This is a genomic window from Halomonas binhaiensis (genome assembly GCF_008329985.2).
Lineage (GTDB): Bacteria > Pseudomonadota > Gammaproteobacteria > Pseudomonadales > Halomonadaceae > Halomonas > Halomonas binhaiensis.
Genome location: NZ_CP038437.2, coordinates 368,899 through 388,136, shown reverse-complemented (window position 1 = coordinate 388,136; position 19,238 = coordinate 368,899). Strand labels below are relative to the sequence as shown.

Genomic DNA, 19,238 nt, shown 5'->3' with positions numbered 1-19,238 from the left:
GATCTCACCAGCGAACTGAGACCCCTTGTCATGAACCACTTTTCCCTGCACCCCCGTCTTGCGGCTGATAGCCATCTCATCACCCACCTGCCCTTGTGCGAACTCAGGTTGATGGATGATGCCCGTTACCCTTGGCTGATTCTGATCCCACGCCGCCCTGCCATCAGCGAGGTCTTCGAGCTATCCGAACACGACCAGCAACAGATGTGGCGTGAAGCGACCCGGCTCGGCCAGGCGCTGAAACAGCAATACCAGGGAGACAAGGTCAACATCGCCACCCTTGGCAATATGGTGGCGCAATTGCATCTCCACGTGATACTGCGCCACCAGGACGACCCCGCCTGGCCTGGCCCGGTATGGGGGCAAGGCCAGGCAGAGGTTTACGACGATGCGCGCCTGGAGCAGATCAGCGAGGAGCTTTTGGCACTGGTCGATGATCTTACGCTGGGAGACTAGCCTCCGGTCAGCCCACCCCCGCCTCTCGGAGCCACCAGCAACGGCAGGCTGCCAGCTCCTTGCTCGGCGTGAAGCAATAGCGACACGCCGAGCACACAGATCACCACTCCCCCTGTCAGAGCCACCAGAGGCATGATCCATCCCACAGACCAATGGCGGTGGCTAGCCAGGCGTCGCTCCGCCCAGCCGCGTGCCAGGACACTGAGCAGTCCCAGCGCCGAGACAGTTAGAGCAGTACCCAGCGCCATGACCATCACCGCAGCAATCCCCATCAGCGGCTGCCCCAGCAGGGTCGTCACCCCCATCAGCAATACGGCGCCGCTGCATGGCCTGGCTCCGATGGCCAACACGGTCAGCCAGACAGTGCTTTTCTGCCCTGAGTCGGCAAGATCCGCTGGAGACAGATGATGATGTCCACCGCAGCAGACATGATCATGGTATTGGTGAGCCTGGTGTGGATGGGCATGATGTTCGTGCGCATGGTCATGATGCTCATGTGTATGCTGCTCATGTGCATGCTGATGGCCTGCGGGCTGTTCAGATGCACTCCGCTGCAGACGGATGAAATCGCGTATTGCTCGCAGGCATAACCATGCTCCTAACAAGGCCACCAGCAGGAAGCTGAGCTGCTCTACCCGAATGACACTGCCCAGTGCTTCCCGCGTCAGCCAGCCAAGTACATTAACTAGCACCAGCACGATAGCAATGGCTACCATGCCCTGAACTATCGCTGCAGCAAAGGATAGTCCCAGTGCCTTGCGCCAGCCTCCAGTCCCTTGTCGCTGCGATAGCAGGTAAGTGGATAGCACCGCCTTGCCATGACCCGGCCCAGCAGCATGGAAAATGCCGTAGAACAAGCTCAATCCCAGTAGCGTCATCCAGGCCTGAGGCGAAGGGGTACGATTGACCAGGCTCACCGCTTCAGTCATCCGGCGGTGGAGGTCTCCCTGAACGCGATAGATCCAATGGCTGACATCGTCCAGAACACCGGATGCCACTCCCCAGAACAGCACGCCGCCCAGTGAGATCGCTGCGAACAATAGAAATAACCCAGCCCAACGTATTCCAGCACGGCTTTCCGTACTGCGCCCCTTGGTCATCTCCTTCATCTGCAGTCCACCCGTCCAGTTTCAGCAAAGAAACGACCCAGCCGGGGGTCTCCTGTCTCATCGATATCAAGGCGCGATGCTTCGGCAACTTTCTCTGGATCAGGGGTGGCCTTGACGATCTCATGTTCGCAATTCAGCCTGTCCGGCACCACCAGTGCATTCGGCAGCGGGGTCGAACCGTCATCTTCGGCCTCGTGAACCACTTCGATATAATAGGTCGGGTCATAGACCCGATAGCTGAGCAGATGGCCGGCAAGCGTGATGGGTTTGCGCAATGGCAAGCGGAAATGCAGCACAATGCGGTCATTGCTATTCATTACCGTTGCCTCGGCCACCCCTTTGAATGACAGCGCCTGACCATCCACCTCCGCTTCCGTGAAGAAACCTTGAGGAGCCAGGGTCCTCAACATGTCGCCGCGCAGTCGATCGAGCGCAACATTCATGCCATCAGGCTCTGCTGCCAGATCCTCAAGCAGTACCAGACTGTAGAAAGGATCCAACCGCCAGGCCTGCTCGAGTGCTAGTAGACGCCCTTTGTCATCCACCTCAAGACGTACTGACAGGTCAATCCAGCTATGCGGGTGGGCGTCCACCGCAACTGGCGCTGCCAATGACAGAGTCATCACGATCAGCATGTTCAGCATGCTTTTCACAGCGGGTTCTCCCTGCCCAGGCGTGACTGCAGGTCGACCAACAGGGGTTCAACCACATTGCCCGGCAGGGCTCTACCGCCCCCCAGGGCTTGTACAGCAATACGGCTGCCACCGCCTGAATCCTGCGTGACACGTATTTCGACCCGATAACCAGGATAGCGTCCCAGAGCAGCATCAATGCGGCCAAGACTTCCATCGGCCTGGGTAATCACATAGCCCCGCTCCATCATCAAAGCGAGACTCTCGCGCAACGCCACCTGCGGGGTCGCCTGCGTGTGCACTTCTCGCGGTGGCTCCGGTGGTGCCGACGGCGTCGCACACCCCACCAATGAGACCAACAACAGCCCGGAAAAGGCCAACCTTCTCATCCCTCTCATTACTGCGCCTCCCCAGCGTTGTTCACACTGCTCCCGGAGCTGTTCATGGGTGTCATGTCCTGACGCAGGGCGACACAGAAGTTCGCATCGGAGGCGCTGCGGAACTCACGCAGATCACCATTCCAGTCGAACAAGCGGATATCTCGACTGACGCGAACCTCACTATCGCTGAGAGCCACGGATACACGCTCTATACGCGTTGCATCATCCATCCCCCAACCCCAGCCACCGAAGCCCACTCCGACGCCGCTGCCCACGCTGACACCGCGTCCTACCCCGATCCCAATCCCGACCCGAGGTCGAATCGCATCAGCATTGTGGTAGATGGCACGCTCAGCATGCTCGGCATAGACCACACCCAGATCCGTGTCAGTGTCACGGATCAGAAAGTCACGCTTCTCAAGTGCAGTGGCCACATCGTTGAGATCCAGCGATCCAGGAGTGATGCTCCAGTGACATTCTGCAGCGGGATCTGGTTCGGCCATCGGCAGGCTCGTCGGGGTAGCCTGGCAACCACCCAAGGCGACGGCCGCCAGCGATGCCAGTGGAAAAAATTTGGGCAAGCGCATCACGACCTCCATGGAGCGGCTATGAAATACTTCCCCAGAGTCTACGCTGTCCCACGCCATCGGGAAACGCATCAACGGGCTGATGACACTCATCGCAAGTAGACGGGATATACATATGGAAATATTTTCCATAAAGTAGTTTCCATATGGCGCCTGGCCCAGGCAAAGAGAACACAAGTAAAGAGAACGCTAAGAGCGAGTTACCTTATGAACCTGCTTATCTGTCCCGATAGCTACAAGGACGCCCTGTCTGCCCGAGATGCTGCGCGAGCCATCGCAGAAGGCGCCAGGCGCGTCGACCCTGCCATCGGCATCGACGAATGTCCGCTGGCCGACGGCGGCGAAGGTAGCCTGGATGCTCTACTGGCCTCCACCGGTGCTGAACGGCGCATTGCAACCGTTCAGGATGCCCTGGGACGTTCTTGTAAGGCCGCCTGGGGCTGGCATCCTGAATCTCGCACCGCCTATGTCGAACTCGCCGAAGCCAGTGGTCTGCAGGCTTTGACACGGGAAGAGCGCACTGCTCTGCACAGCACTACCCATGGTCTAGGAGAACTCATCCGTGAGGCACTGGACAGTGGCGCTCAGCGCCTGCTGGTCACTCTAGGTGGCAGTGCCACCAATGATGGAGGAGCCGGTATGCTGGTGGCACTGGGCGCGCGTCTGCTCGATGCACAAGGCAAGCCCTTGCCCCCCGGTGGCGCTGCTCTGCAACACCTCGCCCACCTGGATCTGTCCGGGCTTGATCCGCGCCTGGCCGATATCGAAGTGGAAGCCGCCGTGGACGTGGACAATCCTCTGCTCGGAGAACGCGGAGCAAGCGCCATCTTCGGCCCTCAGAAAGGTGCCAGCCCGGCAGATGTGGCACACCTGGATGCCGCTTTGTGTCACTTTGCCGATCATGCCAGTCAAGTACTGAATGAAGATCATCGCGAACAACCCGGCACTGGTGCCGCTGGAGGCATGGGCTTCGCTGTTGCGACCTTCCTTCGTGGACGTCTGCGGCCTGGCATCGAAATGATCATGGAACAGGCGAACATGGAACAGCGCCTGGCCAAGGCAGATCTGGTCATTACCGGAGAAGGCCAACTCGATGGCCAAAGCCTGTCCGGCAAGACTCCTATCGGGGTCTCACGTGCGGCCAGTGCCAGGCATGTCCCTGTCATTGTGCTGGCAGGGCGCATGGCTCCGGGCTGGCAGGCCGCCTTGCAGGAAGGCGTCAGCGCTGCCTTTGCCTTGGCCGATGGCCCCATGGACCTGGATGAGGCCCTGTCTCGTTGCGCAGAGTTGCTGAGCGACCGCACCGAGAACCTCGTGCGGGCCATCTACGCCACACAGCACCTCTGAATCTCGTGCAGACCAGAGCTCGTGCAGACCAGAGCTCGTGCAAGCATGAATTGTGCAGTTAGGCCGCTCATGGCTAGTGTTTACATATTGTTCATATGCACAAGCACGGTCGAGCGAAGACACCACGGATCGAGGGTGCTGCCAAATGTCGCAAGCAAATGTCATGCAATCCAGCTATGGTTGCGATACACGGAATTGGCTTTTTTGTCGTCAGTACCACGGATAGACTGAACCGCAGAACATGATCAAGGAGGCAATGCATGAGCGACACTAACGCTATCGGTCTACATCAGGGCAGCGCCAGCGATCTGGCCGCCAAGCTTAACGAGCTGCTGGCCAACTATCAGATCTTCTACATGAATGTGCGTGGCTATCACTGGAACGTGAAGGGCCCCAACTTCTTCGAACTGCACGAGAAGTTCGAAGAGTTCTACACCGACCTGCTGGTCAAGGTCGATGAAGTGGCCGAGCGTATCCTGACCCTGGGCCACAAGCCAGTACATGCCTACAGCGACTACACCACCTTGTCACGCATCCAGGAAGACAAGGACGTACATGATGGCGAAGCCTGTGTACGAGGCGTCTTGTCTGGTTTCCAGACCCTGATCGAGTTCCAGCGCGAAATTCTCTCCGTGGCTTCCGATGCCGATGACGAGGGTACCGCTTCTCAGATCAGCGACTATATTCGCGAACAGGAAAAGACCGTGTGGATGCTGGGCGCCTATCTCGGCTGATACCAGACACGACATCGGTTCTTTCTCCAGCACTAGATCCTAGTACTTGGATCTAGTGCTAGTTCAAGCCCACCTCGATCGGTGGGCTTGTTCATTTCATGGCCTCATGGCGTGCTGTCATCAGGCTGTTCATCGGGACTTTTTCCAGGCGCCAGCGCATCGGCTTCCGCCGCACGCCGCAATGTCGCCGGCAGCGGTTTCTTCATGCGAGCCCCCAGGCGCTCAAGCTCAACGGCCTGAGCCACCAGACTGCCCTGCCCTCTGGACAGACGATTGATGGCCTGATGATGGCTATCCCGGGCACGTTCGAGGTGCTTGCCAACATCTTCCAGACTTTCTGCAAAGCCAGAGAACTTGGCCAACAAGCGTTCAGCTCGTGCCACGATCAAGCGTGCGTTGTCATTCTGGCGTTCCATGCTCCATAGTCCAGCCACGGTACGCAGACTGGCCAGCAGGGTGGTAGGTGTCACCACCACCACCTGGCGTTCAAAGGCTTCCTGGAATAGCGAGGGATCACGCTCGAAGGCCGCGGCAAACGCCGGCTCTATCGGTACGAACAGAAACACGAAATCGGGCGAGTTGAGTCCAGGCAAGGCGGGGTAGTCCTTGGCAGCAAGGCCACGTATATGGCTGCGCAGGGACTGCAAGTGAGCGCTCATGGCAGTTTCCCGCTCACTGTCGTCCTCCGCATTCACGACCCGCGTCCAGGCACTCAATGAAACCTTCGCATCGACGATCAGGTGCCGCTCTTGAGGCAGGTAGATCACTGCATCCGGACGCTGTCGGCCCTGCTCTCCATTGAGAGAGACCTCGCGTCGATATTCGATGTCGGGGCGCAATCCACTGCGTTCCAGCACGGTTTCCAGCATCAGTTCGCCCCAGCCCCCCTGGGTTTTCTGATCCCCCTTGAGCGCTCGAGCCAAACCCGCAGCCTCTTCACCAAGGCGGGCATTGAGACCTGCCAATTGCTCGATCTGGGTCTTGAGCGAGATACTTTCGCGACTATGCTGGCCAGTCAATTCCTCGACCCGGCGACGAAACTGATCGACCTGCTCGCGAAATGGCTGGAGCAGCGTTTCCAGCCCTTCTCGACTCTGGGCCTGAAAGGCTTGCTGACGTTCCTCGAAGATACGCCCGGCAAGCTGCTGAAATTCGTTCTTGAGCCGCTCACGAGACTCTTCCAGCAATGCCAAGCGCTCACGGTGATGTTCCTTCAACTGCTCACGTTCCGCCTCCAGGCGCACATTGCGCTCCCTGGCTTCGGCATGACGCAGGCGAGTCTCGTCGAGAGCACCCTGCAGGCTTTGCAACTGCTCGCGGCAAGCATCCAACTGGACATCGCTGGCGGCCAGTTCCTGCTCGAGCTGACGAGTCTTCTCATCACGCTCCTGCAGGCGAGCCTGCAGCATTTCAGCCTGTTGTCGGGCCTTGAACAAATGCTTGCGGCCCTGCCTCCAGGCCAGCGCACCCACGCCGGCCAACACCGAGACAGCCCCTAACAGCGATAGCAGAATGGACAGGAGAGGCCCCGAGGGATCGACGATACCCATCACCTCAAACCGGATTCCGTGCCAGATCGGTGATCAACGCTTTGAGCAAGCCATAGAATTCTGCCACCGAAGCGATCTCGACACGCTCGTCTGGGGAGTGAGCACCGCGAATCAATGGCCCGAAGGAAATCATTTCCAGATGAGGGTACTTGCCACCCAGGATGCCGCACTCGAGCCCCGCGTGAATGACCTTGATCTCAGGTTCACAGCCAAGCCGAGTGTGATGCAACTCACAGAAACGCTGGAGCAATGCGCTTTCAGGTTGAGGTGTCCAGCCGGGGTACCCATTCTCTACCCGAGTATGGGCGCCAATCAGTTCGAACAGGGCCCGAAAGCGCTCCGCCATGTCGGCAGTGGCGCTGTCGCGCAGAGAGCGCACCAGTGCACACAAATGGAAACGGCCGTCGGCAAGTTGCACCACACCAAGGTTGTTGGACGTTTCGACCACATCCGGTACTTCGACACTCATGCGCTCGACACCACAAGGCGCCGCATGCAATGCAGCGATCAGCAAACGACTTGCCTGACGCGCGAGAGCATTTTCGGGCGCCTCATCGGCAATCTTCAGACTCAGGGAAAGTGCATCGTCGATCCCTGACAGCTCCGCCTGAATATCCGCTTCCAGCGCTGCCACCCGTGACCTGGCCGCTTCAACCTCGTCCTGGGGCAATGCAATGGTGGCAAAAGCTTCCCTGGGCAGAGCATTGCGTAGCGTGCCACCGTGGTAACTTGCCAGACGTGCGCCGCAGGCATCCAGGGCACGTAACACCCGAACCAGCAGGCGATTGGCATTCCCCAGCCCCTTGTGAATATCGATGCCGGAATGACCTCCGCGCAGGCCGGTCAGTGCCAGCGTCATGGCCACTTCGTCCTCCGTCAGCGGCTCCTGAGGCAATTGCGCCTCTACATTGACATCAGCACCACCCGCGCAGCCGATATATACCTGGCCACGATCCTCGGAATCGAGGTTGAGCAACAACTTGCCTTCCAGCCACCCTTCGGCCAGGTTCAACGCCCCACCCATGGAGCTTTCCTCTTCCAGGGTGAACAGCGCCTCCAGCGGACCATGCACAATACCATCGTCCTCAAGTGCCGCCAGGGCCGCCGCCACACCGATGCCGTTATCAGCACCCAGGGTGGTATGACGCGCCTTCAGCCAGCCATCACGGATCTCTGTGTCGATAGGATCCTGAGTGAAATCATGGGAGGAATTGGCGTTGGCCTGCGCCACCATATCCAGATGGCCCTGGAGAATCACACCTGGCGCCTGCTCAAAACCTGGACTCGCCGGTTTACAGATACGCAGGTTACCGTAGGCATCGCGGTCGTGATCCAGGCCCCGTTCTTCCGCCCACTGCTCCAGTTTGACCAACAGCGCCGCTTCATGGCCAGAAGGACGAGGTGTATTACACAGTGTGCGGAAGTGGCGCCACAGAATGGCCGGAGACAGACTTTCAAGATGTGCGTTCATAGCGCCTTTATATATTGATCTGAGGATATTGACCCAATTCAGAATGGGGAGGTGTAATTTAAAGAATTTTCCCCGAGTTTGAAGGCACTCTACCCTTGCTGATACCGCTTGGAAAGACTACCAAGCCCGTCCAACAGCTCTGCCACTGTGCTACGCCGCCATTGCTTGACCTGAGCCCTGCCTGTCAGTGACAGCGCATGTGCCAAGGCTGCCTCGTCACGCCCCTGGAAAGCCCAGGCTGCCAGCCATTGAGCATCGACCGTTGCCAGGCAGCCGGCGCCCGCCGCCGCCGTCACCAGGCTCTGGATGGCCGGACGTACCAATGCCGGCTCACGGCCACCGGCCACCACATCTTCCAGATCCTGCCGATGGGTTGTGCTGATATAGGCCCACGGATCTCCTGACTGGGTCTCTCCTGCAGCGGCCCTTCTTGCAACGGCCTCCAGCAATATAGCCACCAATGCAGGAGACAAAGTACACAGCTCAAACGCCAGCAATCCCGGTAATTGACACTGGAATCGCTGGGCAAGACGTTCGACCAGCATGCGTCCATGCTCCGAGCACGGGTGGACCACCATCACAGCATGCTCACCGGTGGCTGCTTCACGCGTCAGCCCCAAGCGCACAATGCGGTAGCCCTGGCTGAGCCAGAAGGACAACAACTCTGGATCAGCCCCGAAACTGGCGCCCAGCAGGTCGACGCCATCGTGTTCAGCCTGCTTCCGGGCAGCTTCCAACAATCGGCTGCCGCCTCCTTGCCTGCGCATCTCAGGATGCACGGCGATGCGACTGATTCGCCTGACGCGTGCAATGAGCGCTTCTCTTTCTCCTGCATGCACGGCCAGGGACTGGGCCAGGAGATGTCCCCGTGGACGCCGTTCACCGCGCGCCACAGCATCGGCCAGCTCAGCATCGAAGCTACCTTCATCCTGGCTGACAATGACTCCGGCAGGAGTGTCGGGCTCACCCAGCAGCATCAAGTGACCACCAGGTGCATCAAGCAATGCACGGAGATCTGCTGGCGTAGTGCGATAATGGGCCTGAACCAGCAAGCCGAACAATCTAGCCAGGGCCACTTCATCAGTCATCAGTTGATCGGGGTCGAGCAGGCATATGGGCAATCGGCCTAGCCGGGAGGCAGCACCATCGCCAGTGATATCCCCTGGCTCCGCATCCAGCAGCAACAGGCGTGACGTGGCAATTTCCAGAGGGTCTCCCTGAGCCCAGCGTACCGGCGTTTTCAGATGCAGGCTGCGCCATTGCGGTGTCAGCTCATCGAGGCGACGCCGAAAACGCAGTGCAAAGCCCCTCCCGGAACCTTCATAGCCATGCTCCGTGGTGGAAAAGGCGATGCGAGGGAAAGCCAGGAGCCACTCAGCCAGCATGGCAGCAGGAATCGCTGCGGCCTCGTCCACCAGCAGCAAGCGACGTTGAGTCCTCATGTCGCCGTGAGAATGCCTGCCGGTGTTGCTCTCTTGCCGGCCGAAAGACTTGCCGCCCCCAGCCACCATGGCGGATAACGCATCAGGCGCCATGAAACGTACGCTGCCACCAGGTGCCTCGAATTCGTTGGCGCTACGTTCACCCTGAGGACACAGTGCAGCCAGGCGTTCAAATACAGGGGCTACCGCGTCCGGTCGTGGGGCCGTCAGTACGATATCCAGCACCTCATGCCTGGCAGCAGCCTTTTCCAGCAGACGTGAACAGGCAATGCCCAACGCTGAAGACTTGCCTCGTCCACGATCGGCCGTCAGCACGAAAGGACGGCGACGCTTGAGCCGAATCAGGCTGTCGACCGCCTTTGCCTGATCCAGAGTCAGGCACTCCGCGTCCTGCACGGGCTCGGGCTGCGTGATACTGCCAGCAGGAATATCCTGCCACTCCAGCGACTGCCCCGGACGCCAGCAGGCAATTCCAGGCAACTGCTGGACCAGCTCCGCCAACCGCGAGTGGAAACGCCGGAGATAGCGGCTGGTCATCTGTTCCAATGTCCATGGATGTGCCGCCAGGCGCGCATAGTCCGCATCCGGCCTGGCGCCACCATCATCCGCTGTGAGCAACACCAGAATCCCACCCGCGACCAGAGTCCCCGCAAGCGCTCCCAGCGCATCAGGATCCAACCCATGCCCCGGCGACAGCGCATCAATCACGATCAGGTCATGCTCGCTTCCCAGACGGGTTCGCGCCTTGGCAGGAGACAGCCTTGAGCGGGGGTCTATAGATTGACTTGAGCGGAGCTCAGTAGACTCACTTGTGCAGGCGGCCACTCCTCCTACCCACAACGGCGCCTGCCAATTGCCCTGCAACCACCAATCCCTGACCCCCGCTACACATGCATCCGCTTCACCGACAGCCCCCGTGACCCATACAAGTCCTCGCCAACGTCGTTCGGAAAGGCTATGTCGCCAGGACTCCAGCCGGCTGATTTCAAATGACGAAGAACTCTGCGACATAGGGATTCCATTAATCAACTTTGGTCTAATTTAAGCGAGTGTTTAAACGCTGAAATAACAGCACCGATGCAGCAAAGATAACGACAAAAGCCCTCATTTATCTGATATATCGACATCTTTTCCTCCACACCAGCCACTCTCGAGGGGATTCGTCTCGGCCGCATCAGCCACCAAGGGAGCATCGAACAGAATTCTCGCCGCGTGCTAGCTTGATGTTGCAAGCCAAACGGTCCGGACACCTTGGCACCATCATCGATGGTCGAATCACCTTCCGGAAACCCGAGGCCCAGCGCCCTATCATCAGTGCAGAACCCAGTACGAATAACAAATCATCACTTGTACAAGACAAGGACAAGGGGAGCACAACAAACAATGAACAAGTTTACCTTGACTGGTCTGGCTGCGGGCATCGCCCTGGCCACCCTTTCCAGCCACGCGGTCGCCCAGGAAAAGTGGACCATGACCACCACCTGGCCAGATAACCTGGACCTGATCCAGATCGACCGTCACTGGGCCGAACTGGTCAACCAACTGGCCGGCGACGAGGTCCAGATCGAATTCTATGCCGGGGGCACCCTGATGCCTGGCACCGAGGTCTTCGATGCTACCGAAAGCGGCAGTATCCAGGCTTCCGGTGACTGGCCCGGCTACTGGGCCGGTCGCAGTCCAGCATTCTCGCCGCTGGCTACCACCACCAGCCTGTTCAATGGTGTCGACTACTTGAACTGGATCAATCAATGGGGGGGCTTCGACCTCTATCAGGAGGTCTACGGCCAGTACAACATGGTCTACCTGCCCTACGGTATCACCAACAATGAATCGGGGTTCCGTGGCGGCACCCCCATCGAAAGTCTGGCAGACCTCAAGGGCAAGCGCCTGCGACTATCCGGTCGTGACCAGGGACGTGTGCTGGAACAACTTGGCGGTTCCCAGGTCACCTTGGCCGGTGGCGAGATCTATCAGGCCATCGAGCGCGGTGTCGTCGATGGCGCAGAGTTCTCCACACCCGGTGTCGATTACAAGGCAGGGTTCTCCGAGGTTGCCGATTACTGGATGACACCCGGATGGCACCAGTCCGCCAGTGTGTTCGGGGTGATGATCAACAAGGAGGCCTGGGACGCCCTGTCCGAGGAAACCCAGGAAAAACTGAAGATCGCCGCCCAAGCGACCATGACCTGGTCACTGGCCTGGTCCGAGAAAGAGTCCACCGATGGCACGGCCAAGTTCCTCGCAGACGGCACCACCATCAATCAGCTGTCCGCGGATGACCTGGCCAAGATTCAGGACATCACCAACGAGGTGATCGTGCAGGGTGCCTGCGAAGACCCCATGCATGCCAAGATCTATCATTCGATGATCAGCTATCTGCAGGACTACGCACAATGGCGCGACATCTCGGTGCCTTACAACATGAGCCGAGTGACCGACAATCTACCGTCACTGGAAGACATTGAAGCCTGCATGAACAAGTAGCCCCCGGGCCACCGTCATGGCCCATGGGTTATGGCTCGGTGATGGCCGATGGCACTGCCTGCCAGTCCGTCGGCCATCCATCTTGAGACCATCATCTTGAGACCATCCAGGCAGATGCTGACTTCACAGGACCTCCCCTCATGAACAATATTGCCAAGGCCATCGACTGCCTGAACGAGTGGTTCGGCCGTCTGATCGCGCCATTGATCGCGGTCATCACCGTGGTGGTGGTCTATGACATTGCCAGCCGCTTCTTCATAGGCCGACCCAGTGACTGGGCTTTCGACGTCACCACCATGCTGTTCGGCACCCACTTCATGCTGCTGGCCGCCTATGGCCTGCGTCATCACGCCCATGTGGAAGTGGACGTTCTCAAGCGCCTGCTGTCACGGCGTGGGCGCGCATTGATCGATATCCTCGGCTATCTGATCTTCTTTACGCCATTCATCGTGATGTTCCTTACCTATAGCTGGAAGTTCTTTGAACGCTCCTGGAGTCGTTCTGAATCCACCTACGGCATCGTTTCCATTCCGGTCTACCCGGTGAAAGCCGTCCTGGTCATTGCGGCAGTGCTGATTCTGCTCCAGGCCATCGCCATCGTGATACGTGCCATCAATGAACTACGCGGCACACCGGCAGAGGGAGATGCCCGATGAGTCCGGAAATGCTTACTGTATTCATGTTCGGCGGACTGATGGTGGGTCTATTCATGGGACATCCCCTGGCCTTCGTTCTGGGAGGAACCGCAGTCCTGGGTGCCTGGTTCGGCCCTGGTCCCCAAGTGCTCGGCATCATCATCAACAATATCTATGGCCGTGCCATGGACAACTATGTCCTGGTCGCCATTCCACTGTTCATTCTGATGGCACGCTGTTTCGATTATGCTCGGGCGGCCTTGCGTTGACCGTGGTCATCGTCTCCGTCCTGCTGGCGGCCACCACCGGCATCGTCGGAGCCTCCATTGCCGTGATGGGGCTGATTGCCCTGGCGCCGATGCTCAAGTACGGCTACCACAAAGGCCTGTCTGCTGGTGTGATCATGGCCAGTGGTTGTCTCGGCATCCTGATCCCACCGAGTATCATGCTGATCCTGATGGCCAGCTATTCCCCGGTCTCAGTAGGCGCCCTGTTTGCAGGTGCACTGATTCCCGGCCTGATGCTGGGAGCCCTGTATGCGCTGTTTGTGCTGGCAGTATGCATGATCAAACCCGACTATGGCCCCCCGGTCGCCATTGCAGAGCGAGCTCAGATCAGTCGCGGTCAGATGTGGCTGATGATGGGAAAATATGTCCTTCCGCCAATGAGCTTGATTCTTGGGGTACTGGGGGCGCTGTTCACCGGTATCGCAACGGCCACCGAGGCTTCTGCCATTGGCGTGACCCTGGCCTTCATCCTGTTCCTGATCTTTGGCGATCGTAAACTGTCCACCTGCTACAGGACCTTCATCGAGGCCGGCAAGACCACCACCATGGTGATGTTCGTCCTGGTCGGTGCAACGGCCTTCACCGGTGTCTTTTCCATCGGCGGCGGCATGGACGTGATCAGTGAACTGGTACTGGCCATGCCAGGTGGCACGACAGGAGCGCTGATCCTGATGTTCCTGCTGGTATTCGTGCTGGGCATGTTCCTTGACTGGACCGGGATCGTATTGCTGAGCTTTCCAATCATGCTGCCGATCGTCCAGACCATGGGTATCGACATGCTGTGGTTTGTGGTGATGGTGGCGGTGGTATTGCAGACCTCTTTCCTCACGCCACCTTTCGGCTACGCCCTGTTCTATCTCAAGGGAGTAGCGCCACCTGAAGTGCAGACACTCGACCTGTACAAGGCGGTAATTCCCTTCTGCATGCTGATCATGCTGGCCTGCATACTGATGGCCTTGTTCCCCTGGCTGATTACCGGATTACCCTCCATCTTGCTGGGATACGGTTGATTCAAGGCAAGGCTTTGTGCGAAAAGTCGACGAGCGATGATCAGGCAAGGCGGAATTGATCGAAAAAGCGGAGTTTACGGGGGGTAAATGAGCATTTTGAGATCGACTCCAACGCAGCATGAACAAGCGCAGACACTTTTCGCACAGAGCCTAGGGCCCTGCCGACAGATGGGGCCCTAGGCTTTACAGGCTCTGGTGATTATCATGCGCTGATGCCTTCCTGGAGTTCGTCTGTTGCCTACTCACCCGGTTTCTGCGCCCTCGGCTCGCCTGCGCCGTTCATTCTCCACCTGGACATGGCTGACCTTTGCGGTTGCCGCTGTGGTCGCCCTGCCAGTATTGGTGATCCTGGGTCATATTCTGGTCCCTGCAGGCGATATCTGGAGTCACCTGGCCGCTACGGTACTTCCTCGCTATCTGACCAATACCCTGTTGCTGGTACTGGGTGTGGGGTTCGGCACTCTGGTGATCGGCACGGGGACGGCCTGGCTGGTGGTCATGTGCCGCTTTCCAGGCAAGCGCCTGTTTGAGTGGGCCATGCTGCTGCCACTTGCAGTGCCGACCTATGTCATTGCTTATGCCTACACCGATTTCCTGCAGTACTCAGGGCCACTGCAAAGTGCACTGCGCGAAACCTTTGGCTGGTCCCGGGGAGATTACTGGTTTCCAGATATCCGCTCGTTACCCAGTGCTGCCATCCTGGTCACTCTGGTGCTCTACCCTTATGTCTATATGCTGGCTCGTGCTGCCTTTCTCGAACAATCGGTATGCATGCTGGATGTCGGGCGTTCTCTCGGACGAGGGCCCTGGCAGATGTTCACCCAGGTTGCCGTTCCCCTGGCTCGCCCCGCGTTGGTCGGTGGGGTTTCCCTGGCGCTGATGGAGACCCTGAATGAGTTCGGCGCCATGCAGTATTTCGGCGTTGATACCTTCACTACCGGCATCTATCGCACCTGGTTCGGACTCGGCGAGCAGGTTGCCGCCGCTCAGTTGGCGGCCTGCCTACTGGCCTTTGTCATCCTGCTGGTATTGCTCGAACGCTGGTCTCGGGGCAAGCGTCGCTACCATCACACCTCCCATCGCTATCAGCAGTTGCCCGAGTATCGTCTGACGGGAATACGCGCCTTTGCTGCCAGCCTTGCCTGCACATTACCGGTATTGATCGGTTTCGTTGCTCCCTGCCTGCTGCTCGCAGAAATGGCGCTACGCAAGGGTGACAGCGTGCTCGGTGGCGCCTTCCTCGAGTACGCCGGCAACAGCCTGATGCTGGCTCTGATTGCTGCCGCAGTGGCCGTAGGCATGGCCGTCATCCTGAGCTATGGCGCTCGCCTGATGCCTGGCCAATTGACACGCACCGCTACCCGCATTGCGGCGCTGGGTTACGCCATCCCCGGTTCAGTGGTAGCCGTCGGTATCCTGATTCCCTTTGCCTGGATCGACAATCACCTCAACCAGTTGTACAAGGGCTACACCGGTGAAGTGTTCGGACTGCTCTTCAGTGGTACCGCATTCATCCTGATCTATGCCTATGTCGTGCGCTTTCTGGCCGTATCCTTCAATGCCGTGGAAGCCAGCCTGGAGAAAGTCACACCATCGATGGATGCGGCTGCGCGCACGCTGGGCGAAACGGCTACCGGCACACTGCGCAAGATCCATACCCCTATCATGCGCGGCAGCCTGCTGGCAGCAGCGATCCTGGTATTCGTCGATGTGATGAAGGAATTGCCTGCCACCATCATCCTGCGCCCATTCAACTTCGACACTCTGGCGGTACGCGCCCATAACCTGGCAGCCGACGAGCGCCTGGCCGAAGCATCCACGGCCTCTCTGGCCATCGTCGCGGTAGGAGTCATCCCGGTGATTCTGCTGAGTGTGGCCATGCGCAAGTCACGCCCAGGACAGCACAAGTCCTGAGCGTGACTTGCGCATGGCTCCTGAGAACATAGCCCTAGAGAACATGGCCCTAGAGAAAATAGGTCGGGGAGGCGCGGCTGATCTGCATTTCTAGTCGGCAGGAAAGACAAACGCCTGAGAGGGATCCAGGCTGACTTGAACGGCCTGGCCTTCTTCGGGCAGGAACACGCCCGGCATCCGAGCGTGCAAGTGTGCTTCCTGACCATCGGTACCATGGACACAGATATGCAGCAGGCTGGAACGCCCCAACAGGCGCGCTATCAGCACATGGCTGTGATGGTCATGAGGTACATCGCTCTTGATCTCCACGACTCGCAGAGCTTCAGGGCGCACCAGTACCTGTACACGACTGCCTTCTGCCAGGTTCGTGGCCACAGGTCCTACTGCAGTATGCACGAAACCATTTGCCACGACGCCTTCCAGATGATTGACCTCCCCAAAGAAGGTCACCACAAAGGGATCCAGGGGATGGCAGTATAGTTCCTGGGGAGTGCCGATCTGCACAATTCGCCCATCACGCATCAGCACGATGCGATCGGCCATGAACATGGCCTCTTCCGGATCATGCGTTACCAGCAAGGTGCCGGCGCCGACTTGCTTGAGCACATGCAGGGTGTCGTCGCGAATGCGGTCACGCAAGCGTGCATCCAGGCTGGAGAAAGGCTCATCCAGCAGCATCAGTTGCGGGGAAGGTGCCAGGGCCCGGGCCAGGGCGACACGCTGTTGCTGTCCCCCGGACAAGGTGTGGGGAAAGACATCGGCATAGGCTGCCATGCCAAGTTGGTCAAGTAGCTGCATGGCACGCATGCGCCGCTGCTTTGGAGGTAGTGACTTGAGCCCAAAGGTGACATTGTCCAGCACACTCAAGTGGGGGAACAGGGCTGATTCCTGGAAAGCCAGGCCGACACTGCGCTTTTCCGGGGGAACATGAGGCATCCCCTGTGTGGCCAACGTCTGGCCATTGAAACGCAACTCTCCCTCCTGCAACTCCTCGAGCCCTGCCACCACCCTCAGCAAGGTGGTCTTTCCACACCCCGAAGGACCCAGCAGGCACAACACTTCACCTTGGTGCATCACAAAGGACACATCCTCCACGGCCACGCTGCCAGTGCTCGCCTGGGCGTATCGATGCCGGACACCATGGACTTCCAGCAATGGAGAAGCGCTCTGATCGCTTAGCTCATCGTCCAGCGTATCGGCAATCGTCGAGGTTGTCTCCATCGTGGTTATTGTCATGACTGTGGCCACCATTTGCTTGTGGAACGCGGGGAAGAGTATTCATGACCGATGAGGTCGTGAGCAAGGAGCTCCCATGCTAGCGCGATTGACGCCGTCTCGGCGACAGGCTATGAATAGTAACGCGGAATTACATTGATTTTCATTTAGCAAAATAACGATCTCTTCTGGAGGTGGTACGCATGTTCCACATTTCCCGCCTTGCGGTGGCCATTGCCCTATCGAGTGCAGCCAGTCTTGCCTATGCCGAAGGTAGCGTGAATATCTACTCTGCTCGGCATTATGACTCTGACCAGGCACTCTATGATGCTTTCACCAAGGAAACCGGCATCGAAGTCAATGTCCTTGAGGGCGATTCCGATCAACTGATCCAGCGCATCGAGCGGGAAGGTGAAGCCAGCCCGGCAGACATCATGATGACAGTGGATGCTGCACGCCTGTGGCGCGCAGAAGAGGACGGCGTATTTGCTACTGTCGACTCCACCGTACTCAACGAGCGCCTGCCAGAAAACATGCGCCACCCCGAAGGCAAGTGGTTCGGTTTCAGCCAGCGCATGCGGGTATTCTTCTACAACCCGGATACCATCGATCCTGAACAGATCCCAACCTATGAGTCCCTGGCTGATCCAGACCTCAAGGGTAAGGTCTGTATCCGTTCCTCCAACAATGTCTATAACCAGTCACTGCTGGCCTCCATCATCGAACACGATGGCGCAGAAGGTGCCGAGCAATGGGCTCAGGGCGTGGTTGACAACATGGGCCGCCCACCTGAAGGCGGCGACCGCGACCAGATCAAGGCTGTGGCAGCTGGCGAGTGCGACGTGGCCGTCAGTAACCACTACTACTACGTACGTATGCTGAATTCTGATGATGCCAGCGAGAAGGAAGCCGCCGAGAAGGTCAAGATCCTGTTCCCGAACCAGGGCGAAGGCGACCGCGGTGTTCACGTCAACGTCGGTGGTGCCGGGCTGGTAGAAGGTGCCCCCAACCACGATAACGCTATCAAGTTCCTCGAGTTCCTGGCTTCCGATGAAGCCCAGGAACTGTTCGCCCAGGGCAACTATGAATTCCCGGTTGTAGAAGGCCTGCCCATCAACGAGACGCTGACTTCCTGGGGTGAGTTCAAAAAAGACGACGTCAATGTCAGCGTACTTGGCGCCAACAACCCCGAAGCTGTGAAGATCTTCGATCGCGTGGGCTGGCGTTGATTGCACGGACGTCTAACGCCTGACGTTACAACGCAGACAACCGTTATCCTCAGAACGCTACTTGAGTAGCGCTCATATAAAACGACGTTCCAATGCCACAGAGCCCACGCCGAATGGCGTGGGCTCTGTAAATGTGAGCGTCAATCAGTGCCTATTGCGCTCCTTTTTCCTCATCGGCCAGCGGCATGGCATCGGCAGCCCGCTGGAAAACGCTCAATGCGCCCATGCGGCGGCCTCGGTCATTGATAAAGGTTTCCAGAGTCACCACGGCATTGGTGTCTGCACGAGAGAACATTACCCGGTCATCACCAGGCGTTCCCGTCCACTCGCTACCGAGGCACTGCCCCAGCGCTTCGCTTCCCGCTGCCAAGGCACCCCGCGGATCTTCAACCTGAAGCCGGCCGAAACATACATAATGATCAGGGCGCTGCGCCGAAGTAATCACACAGGCATTGTGAAAGGCTTGGACATCAGTCTCCCAACTGCGTGTCAGACGAGTGTCGGTAAAACGGCCTTTGATATCTTTGAAGCCATTCGGCGCGCTGGCAACGGCCTGATCCAGCGCCGCACAATCGAAAAGATCAGCCGCCTGCTGAGGCGTGGTGGTGGTGACACATCCCGCCAGGCTCAGCCCTGCCATGACCAGGCTGGCCCTGATAAAGATTCCCCGTGTCATATCCTTGTCTCCGACCGATAGCCGTGTCCATCACGACCTTGATGAGGTAACCAGGATCACACCATAGCATTATGCCGACA

The 19,238-nt window shown here is 58.5% G+C and carries 16 protein-coding genes and 1 pseudogene; 8 read left to right on the top strand and 9 right to left on the bottom strand.

The annotated features are described in order from the left end of the window. The first annotated feature begins 30 nt into the window (after window positions 1–30). Window positions 31–456, top strand: coding sequence for an HIT domain-containing protein (locus tag E4T21_RS01625; RefSeq protein ID WP_149282926.1), 426 nt, complete (start codon window positions 31–33; stop codon window positions 454–456). Here the strand turns inward: E4T21_RS01625 and E4T21_RS01620 are convergent. The 4 genes from E4T21_RS01620 to E4T21_RS01605 are packed head-to-tail and all read right to left on the bottom strand — an operon-like array spanning window position 453 to window position 3,164. Next, window positions 453–1,565 carry a nickel/cobalt transporter gene (locus tag E4T21_RS01620; protein ID WP_149282924.1) on the bottom strand — a complete coding sequence of 371 codons (1,113 nt, stop codon included), beginning with the start codon at window positions 1,563–1,565 and terminating at the stop codon, window positions 453–455. The two genes, E4T21_RS01625 and E4T21_RS01620, sit on opposite strands and share 4 nt — an antisense overlap. Continuing rightward, window positions 1,562–2,209 carry a DUF1007 family protein gene (locus E4T21_RS01615; protein ID WP_240349414.1) on the bottom strand — a complete coding sequence of 216 codons (648 nt, stop codon included), beginning with the start codon at window positions 2,207–2,209 and terminating at the stop codon, window positions 1,562–1,564. Before E4T21_RS01615 ends, E4T21_RS01620 begins: the two co-directional genes overlap by 4 nt. 5 nt (window positions 2,210–2,214) lie before the next feature. Then, window positions 2,215–2,595, bottom strand: a complete 381-nt coding sequence (locus E4T21_RS01610) for a hypothetical protein (protein WP_149282920.1) — start codon at window positions 2,593–2,595, stop codon at window positions 2,215–2,217. Next, the gene (locus tag E4T21_RS01605; protein ID WP_149282918.1) at window positions 2,595–3,164 is read right to left on the bottom strand and encodes a hypothetical protein; all 570 of its coding nucleotides are present in this window, start codon (window positions 3,162–3,164) and stop codon (window positions 2,595–2,597) included. The genes E4T21_RS01610 and E4T21_RS01605 overlap by 1 nt, the downstream gene beginning before the upstream one ends. A 207-nt stretch (window positions 3,165–3,371) precedes the next feature. On the opposite strand from E4T21_RS01605, the gene E4T21_RS01600 reads away from it, so the two are divergent. Together E4T21_RS01600 and E4T21_RS01595 are read left to right on the top strand one after the other, a co-directional pair. Next, window positions 3,372–4,511: a glycerate kinase gene (locus E4T21_RS01600; RefSeq protein WP_149282916.1), complete on the top strand. Its 1,140-nt coding sequence runs from the start codon at window positions 3,372–3,374 to the stop codon at window positions 4,509–4,511. Window positions 4,512–4,771: 260 nt separating this feature from the next. Then, complete coding sequence (locus E4T21_RS01595) at window positions 4,772–5,245, top strand: Dps family protein (protein ID WP_149282914.1); 474 nt, start codon at window positions 4,772–4,774, stop codon at window positions 5,243–5,245. A 104-nt stretch (window positions 5,246–5,349) separates the two neighbouring features. Here E4T21_RS01595 and E4T21_RS01590 read toward each other — a convergent pair whose 3' ends face one another. The 3 genes from E4T21_RS01590 to E4T21_RS01580 all read right to left on the bottom strand — a co-directional run bounded on the left by E4T21_RS01590 (window position 5,350) and on the right by E4T21_RS01580 (window position 10,719). Continuing rightward, complete coding sequence (locus tag E4T21_RS01590) at window positions 5,350–6,795, bottom strand: DNA recombination protein RmuC (protein ID WP_149282912.1); 1,446 nt, start codon at window positions 6,793–6,795, stop codon at window positions 5,350–5,352. A gap of 4 nt (window positions 6,796–6,799) precedes the next feature. Then, window positions 6,800–8,266, bottom strand: a complete 1,467-nt coding sequence (locus E4T21_RS01585; protein ID WP_149282910.1) for an aminoacyl-histidine dipeptidase — start codon at window positions 8,264–8,266, stop codon at window positions 6,800–6,802. 89 nt (window positions 8,267–8,355) lie between these two features. Then, on the bottom strand, window positions 8,356–10,719 hold the full coding sequence (locus tag E4T21_RS01580; RefSeq protein ID WP_149282908.1) for a tRNA(Met) cytidine acetyltransferase TmcA: 2,364 nt from the start codon (window positions 10,717–10,719) through the stop codon (window positions 8,356–8,358). A 372-nt stretch (window positions 10,720–11,091) separates the two neighbouring features. Here E4T21_RS01580 and dctP point away from each other — a divergent pair, with 372 nt between their 5' ends. The 4 genes and pseudogenes from dctP (at window position 11,092) to E4T21_RS01560 (ending at window position 16,038) form a co-directional block, all read left to right on the top strand. Then, on the top strand, window positions 11,092–12,192 hold the full coding sequence (gene dctP, locus E4T21_RS01575; RefSeq protein ID WP_149282906.1) for a TRAP transporter substrate-binding protein DctP: 1,101 nt from the start codon (window positions 11,092–11,094) through the stop codon (window positions 12,190–12,192). Between the two features lie 140 nt (window positions 12,193–12,332). After that, window positions 12,333–12,848 (top strand): TRAP transporter small permease subunit, encoded by a 516-nt coding sequence (locus E4T21_RS01570; RefSeq protein ID WP_149282904.1) that lies wholly within the window; start codon window positions 12,333–12,335, stop codon window positions 12,846–12,848. Continuing rightward, a pseudogene (locus tag E4T21_RS01565) lies at window positions 12,845–14,124 on the top strand (TRAP transporter large permease). The gene E4T21_RS01570 and the pseudogene E4T21_RS01565 overlap by 4 nt, the downstream one beginning before the upstream one ends. A 270-nt stretch (window positions 14,125–14,394) precedes the next feature. Beyond that, window positions 14,395–16,038 (top strand): ABC transporter permease, encoded by a 1,644-nt coding sequence (locus E4T21_RS01560; RefSeq protein ID WP_420827750.1) that lies wholly within the window; start codon window positions 14,395–14,397, stop codon window positions 16,036–16,038. A gap of 90 nt (window positions 16,039–16,128) precedes the next feature. Here the strand turns inward: E4T21_RS01560 and E4T21_RS01555 are convergent, their stop codons facing one another. Next, a complete protein-coding gene (locus tag E4T21_RS01555) occupies window positions 16,129–17,274 on the bottom strand; it encodes an ABC transporter ATP-binding protein (protein WP_240349256.1) in 1,146 nt (381 codons plus the stop codon). Window positions 17,275–17,456: 182 nt separating this feature from the next. Between E4T21_RS01555 and E4T21_RS01550 the strand changes: the two genes are divergently transcribed. Further along, window positions 17,457–18,482, top strand: coding sequence for a Fe(3+) ABC transporter substrate-binding protein (locus E4T21_RS01550; protein ID WP_149282902.1), 1,026 nt, complete (start codon window positions 17,457–17,459; stop codon window positions 18,480–18,482). Between the two features lie 151 nt (window positions 18,483–18,633). Here E4T21_RS01550 and E4T21_RS01545 read toward each other — a convergent pair whose 3' ends face one another. Then, window positions 18,634–19,158: a hypothetical protein gene (locus tag E4T21_RS01545; RefSeq protein ID WP_149282900.1), complete on the bottom strand. Its 525-nt coding sequence runs from the start codon at window positions 19,156–19,158 to the stop codon at window positions 18,634–18,636. Window positions 19,159–19,238: the final 80 nt, after the last annotated feature.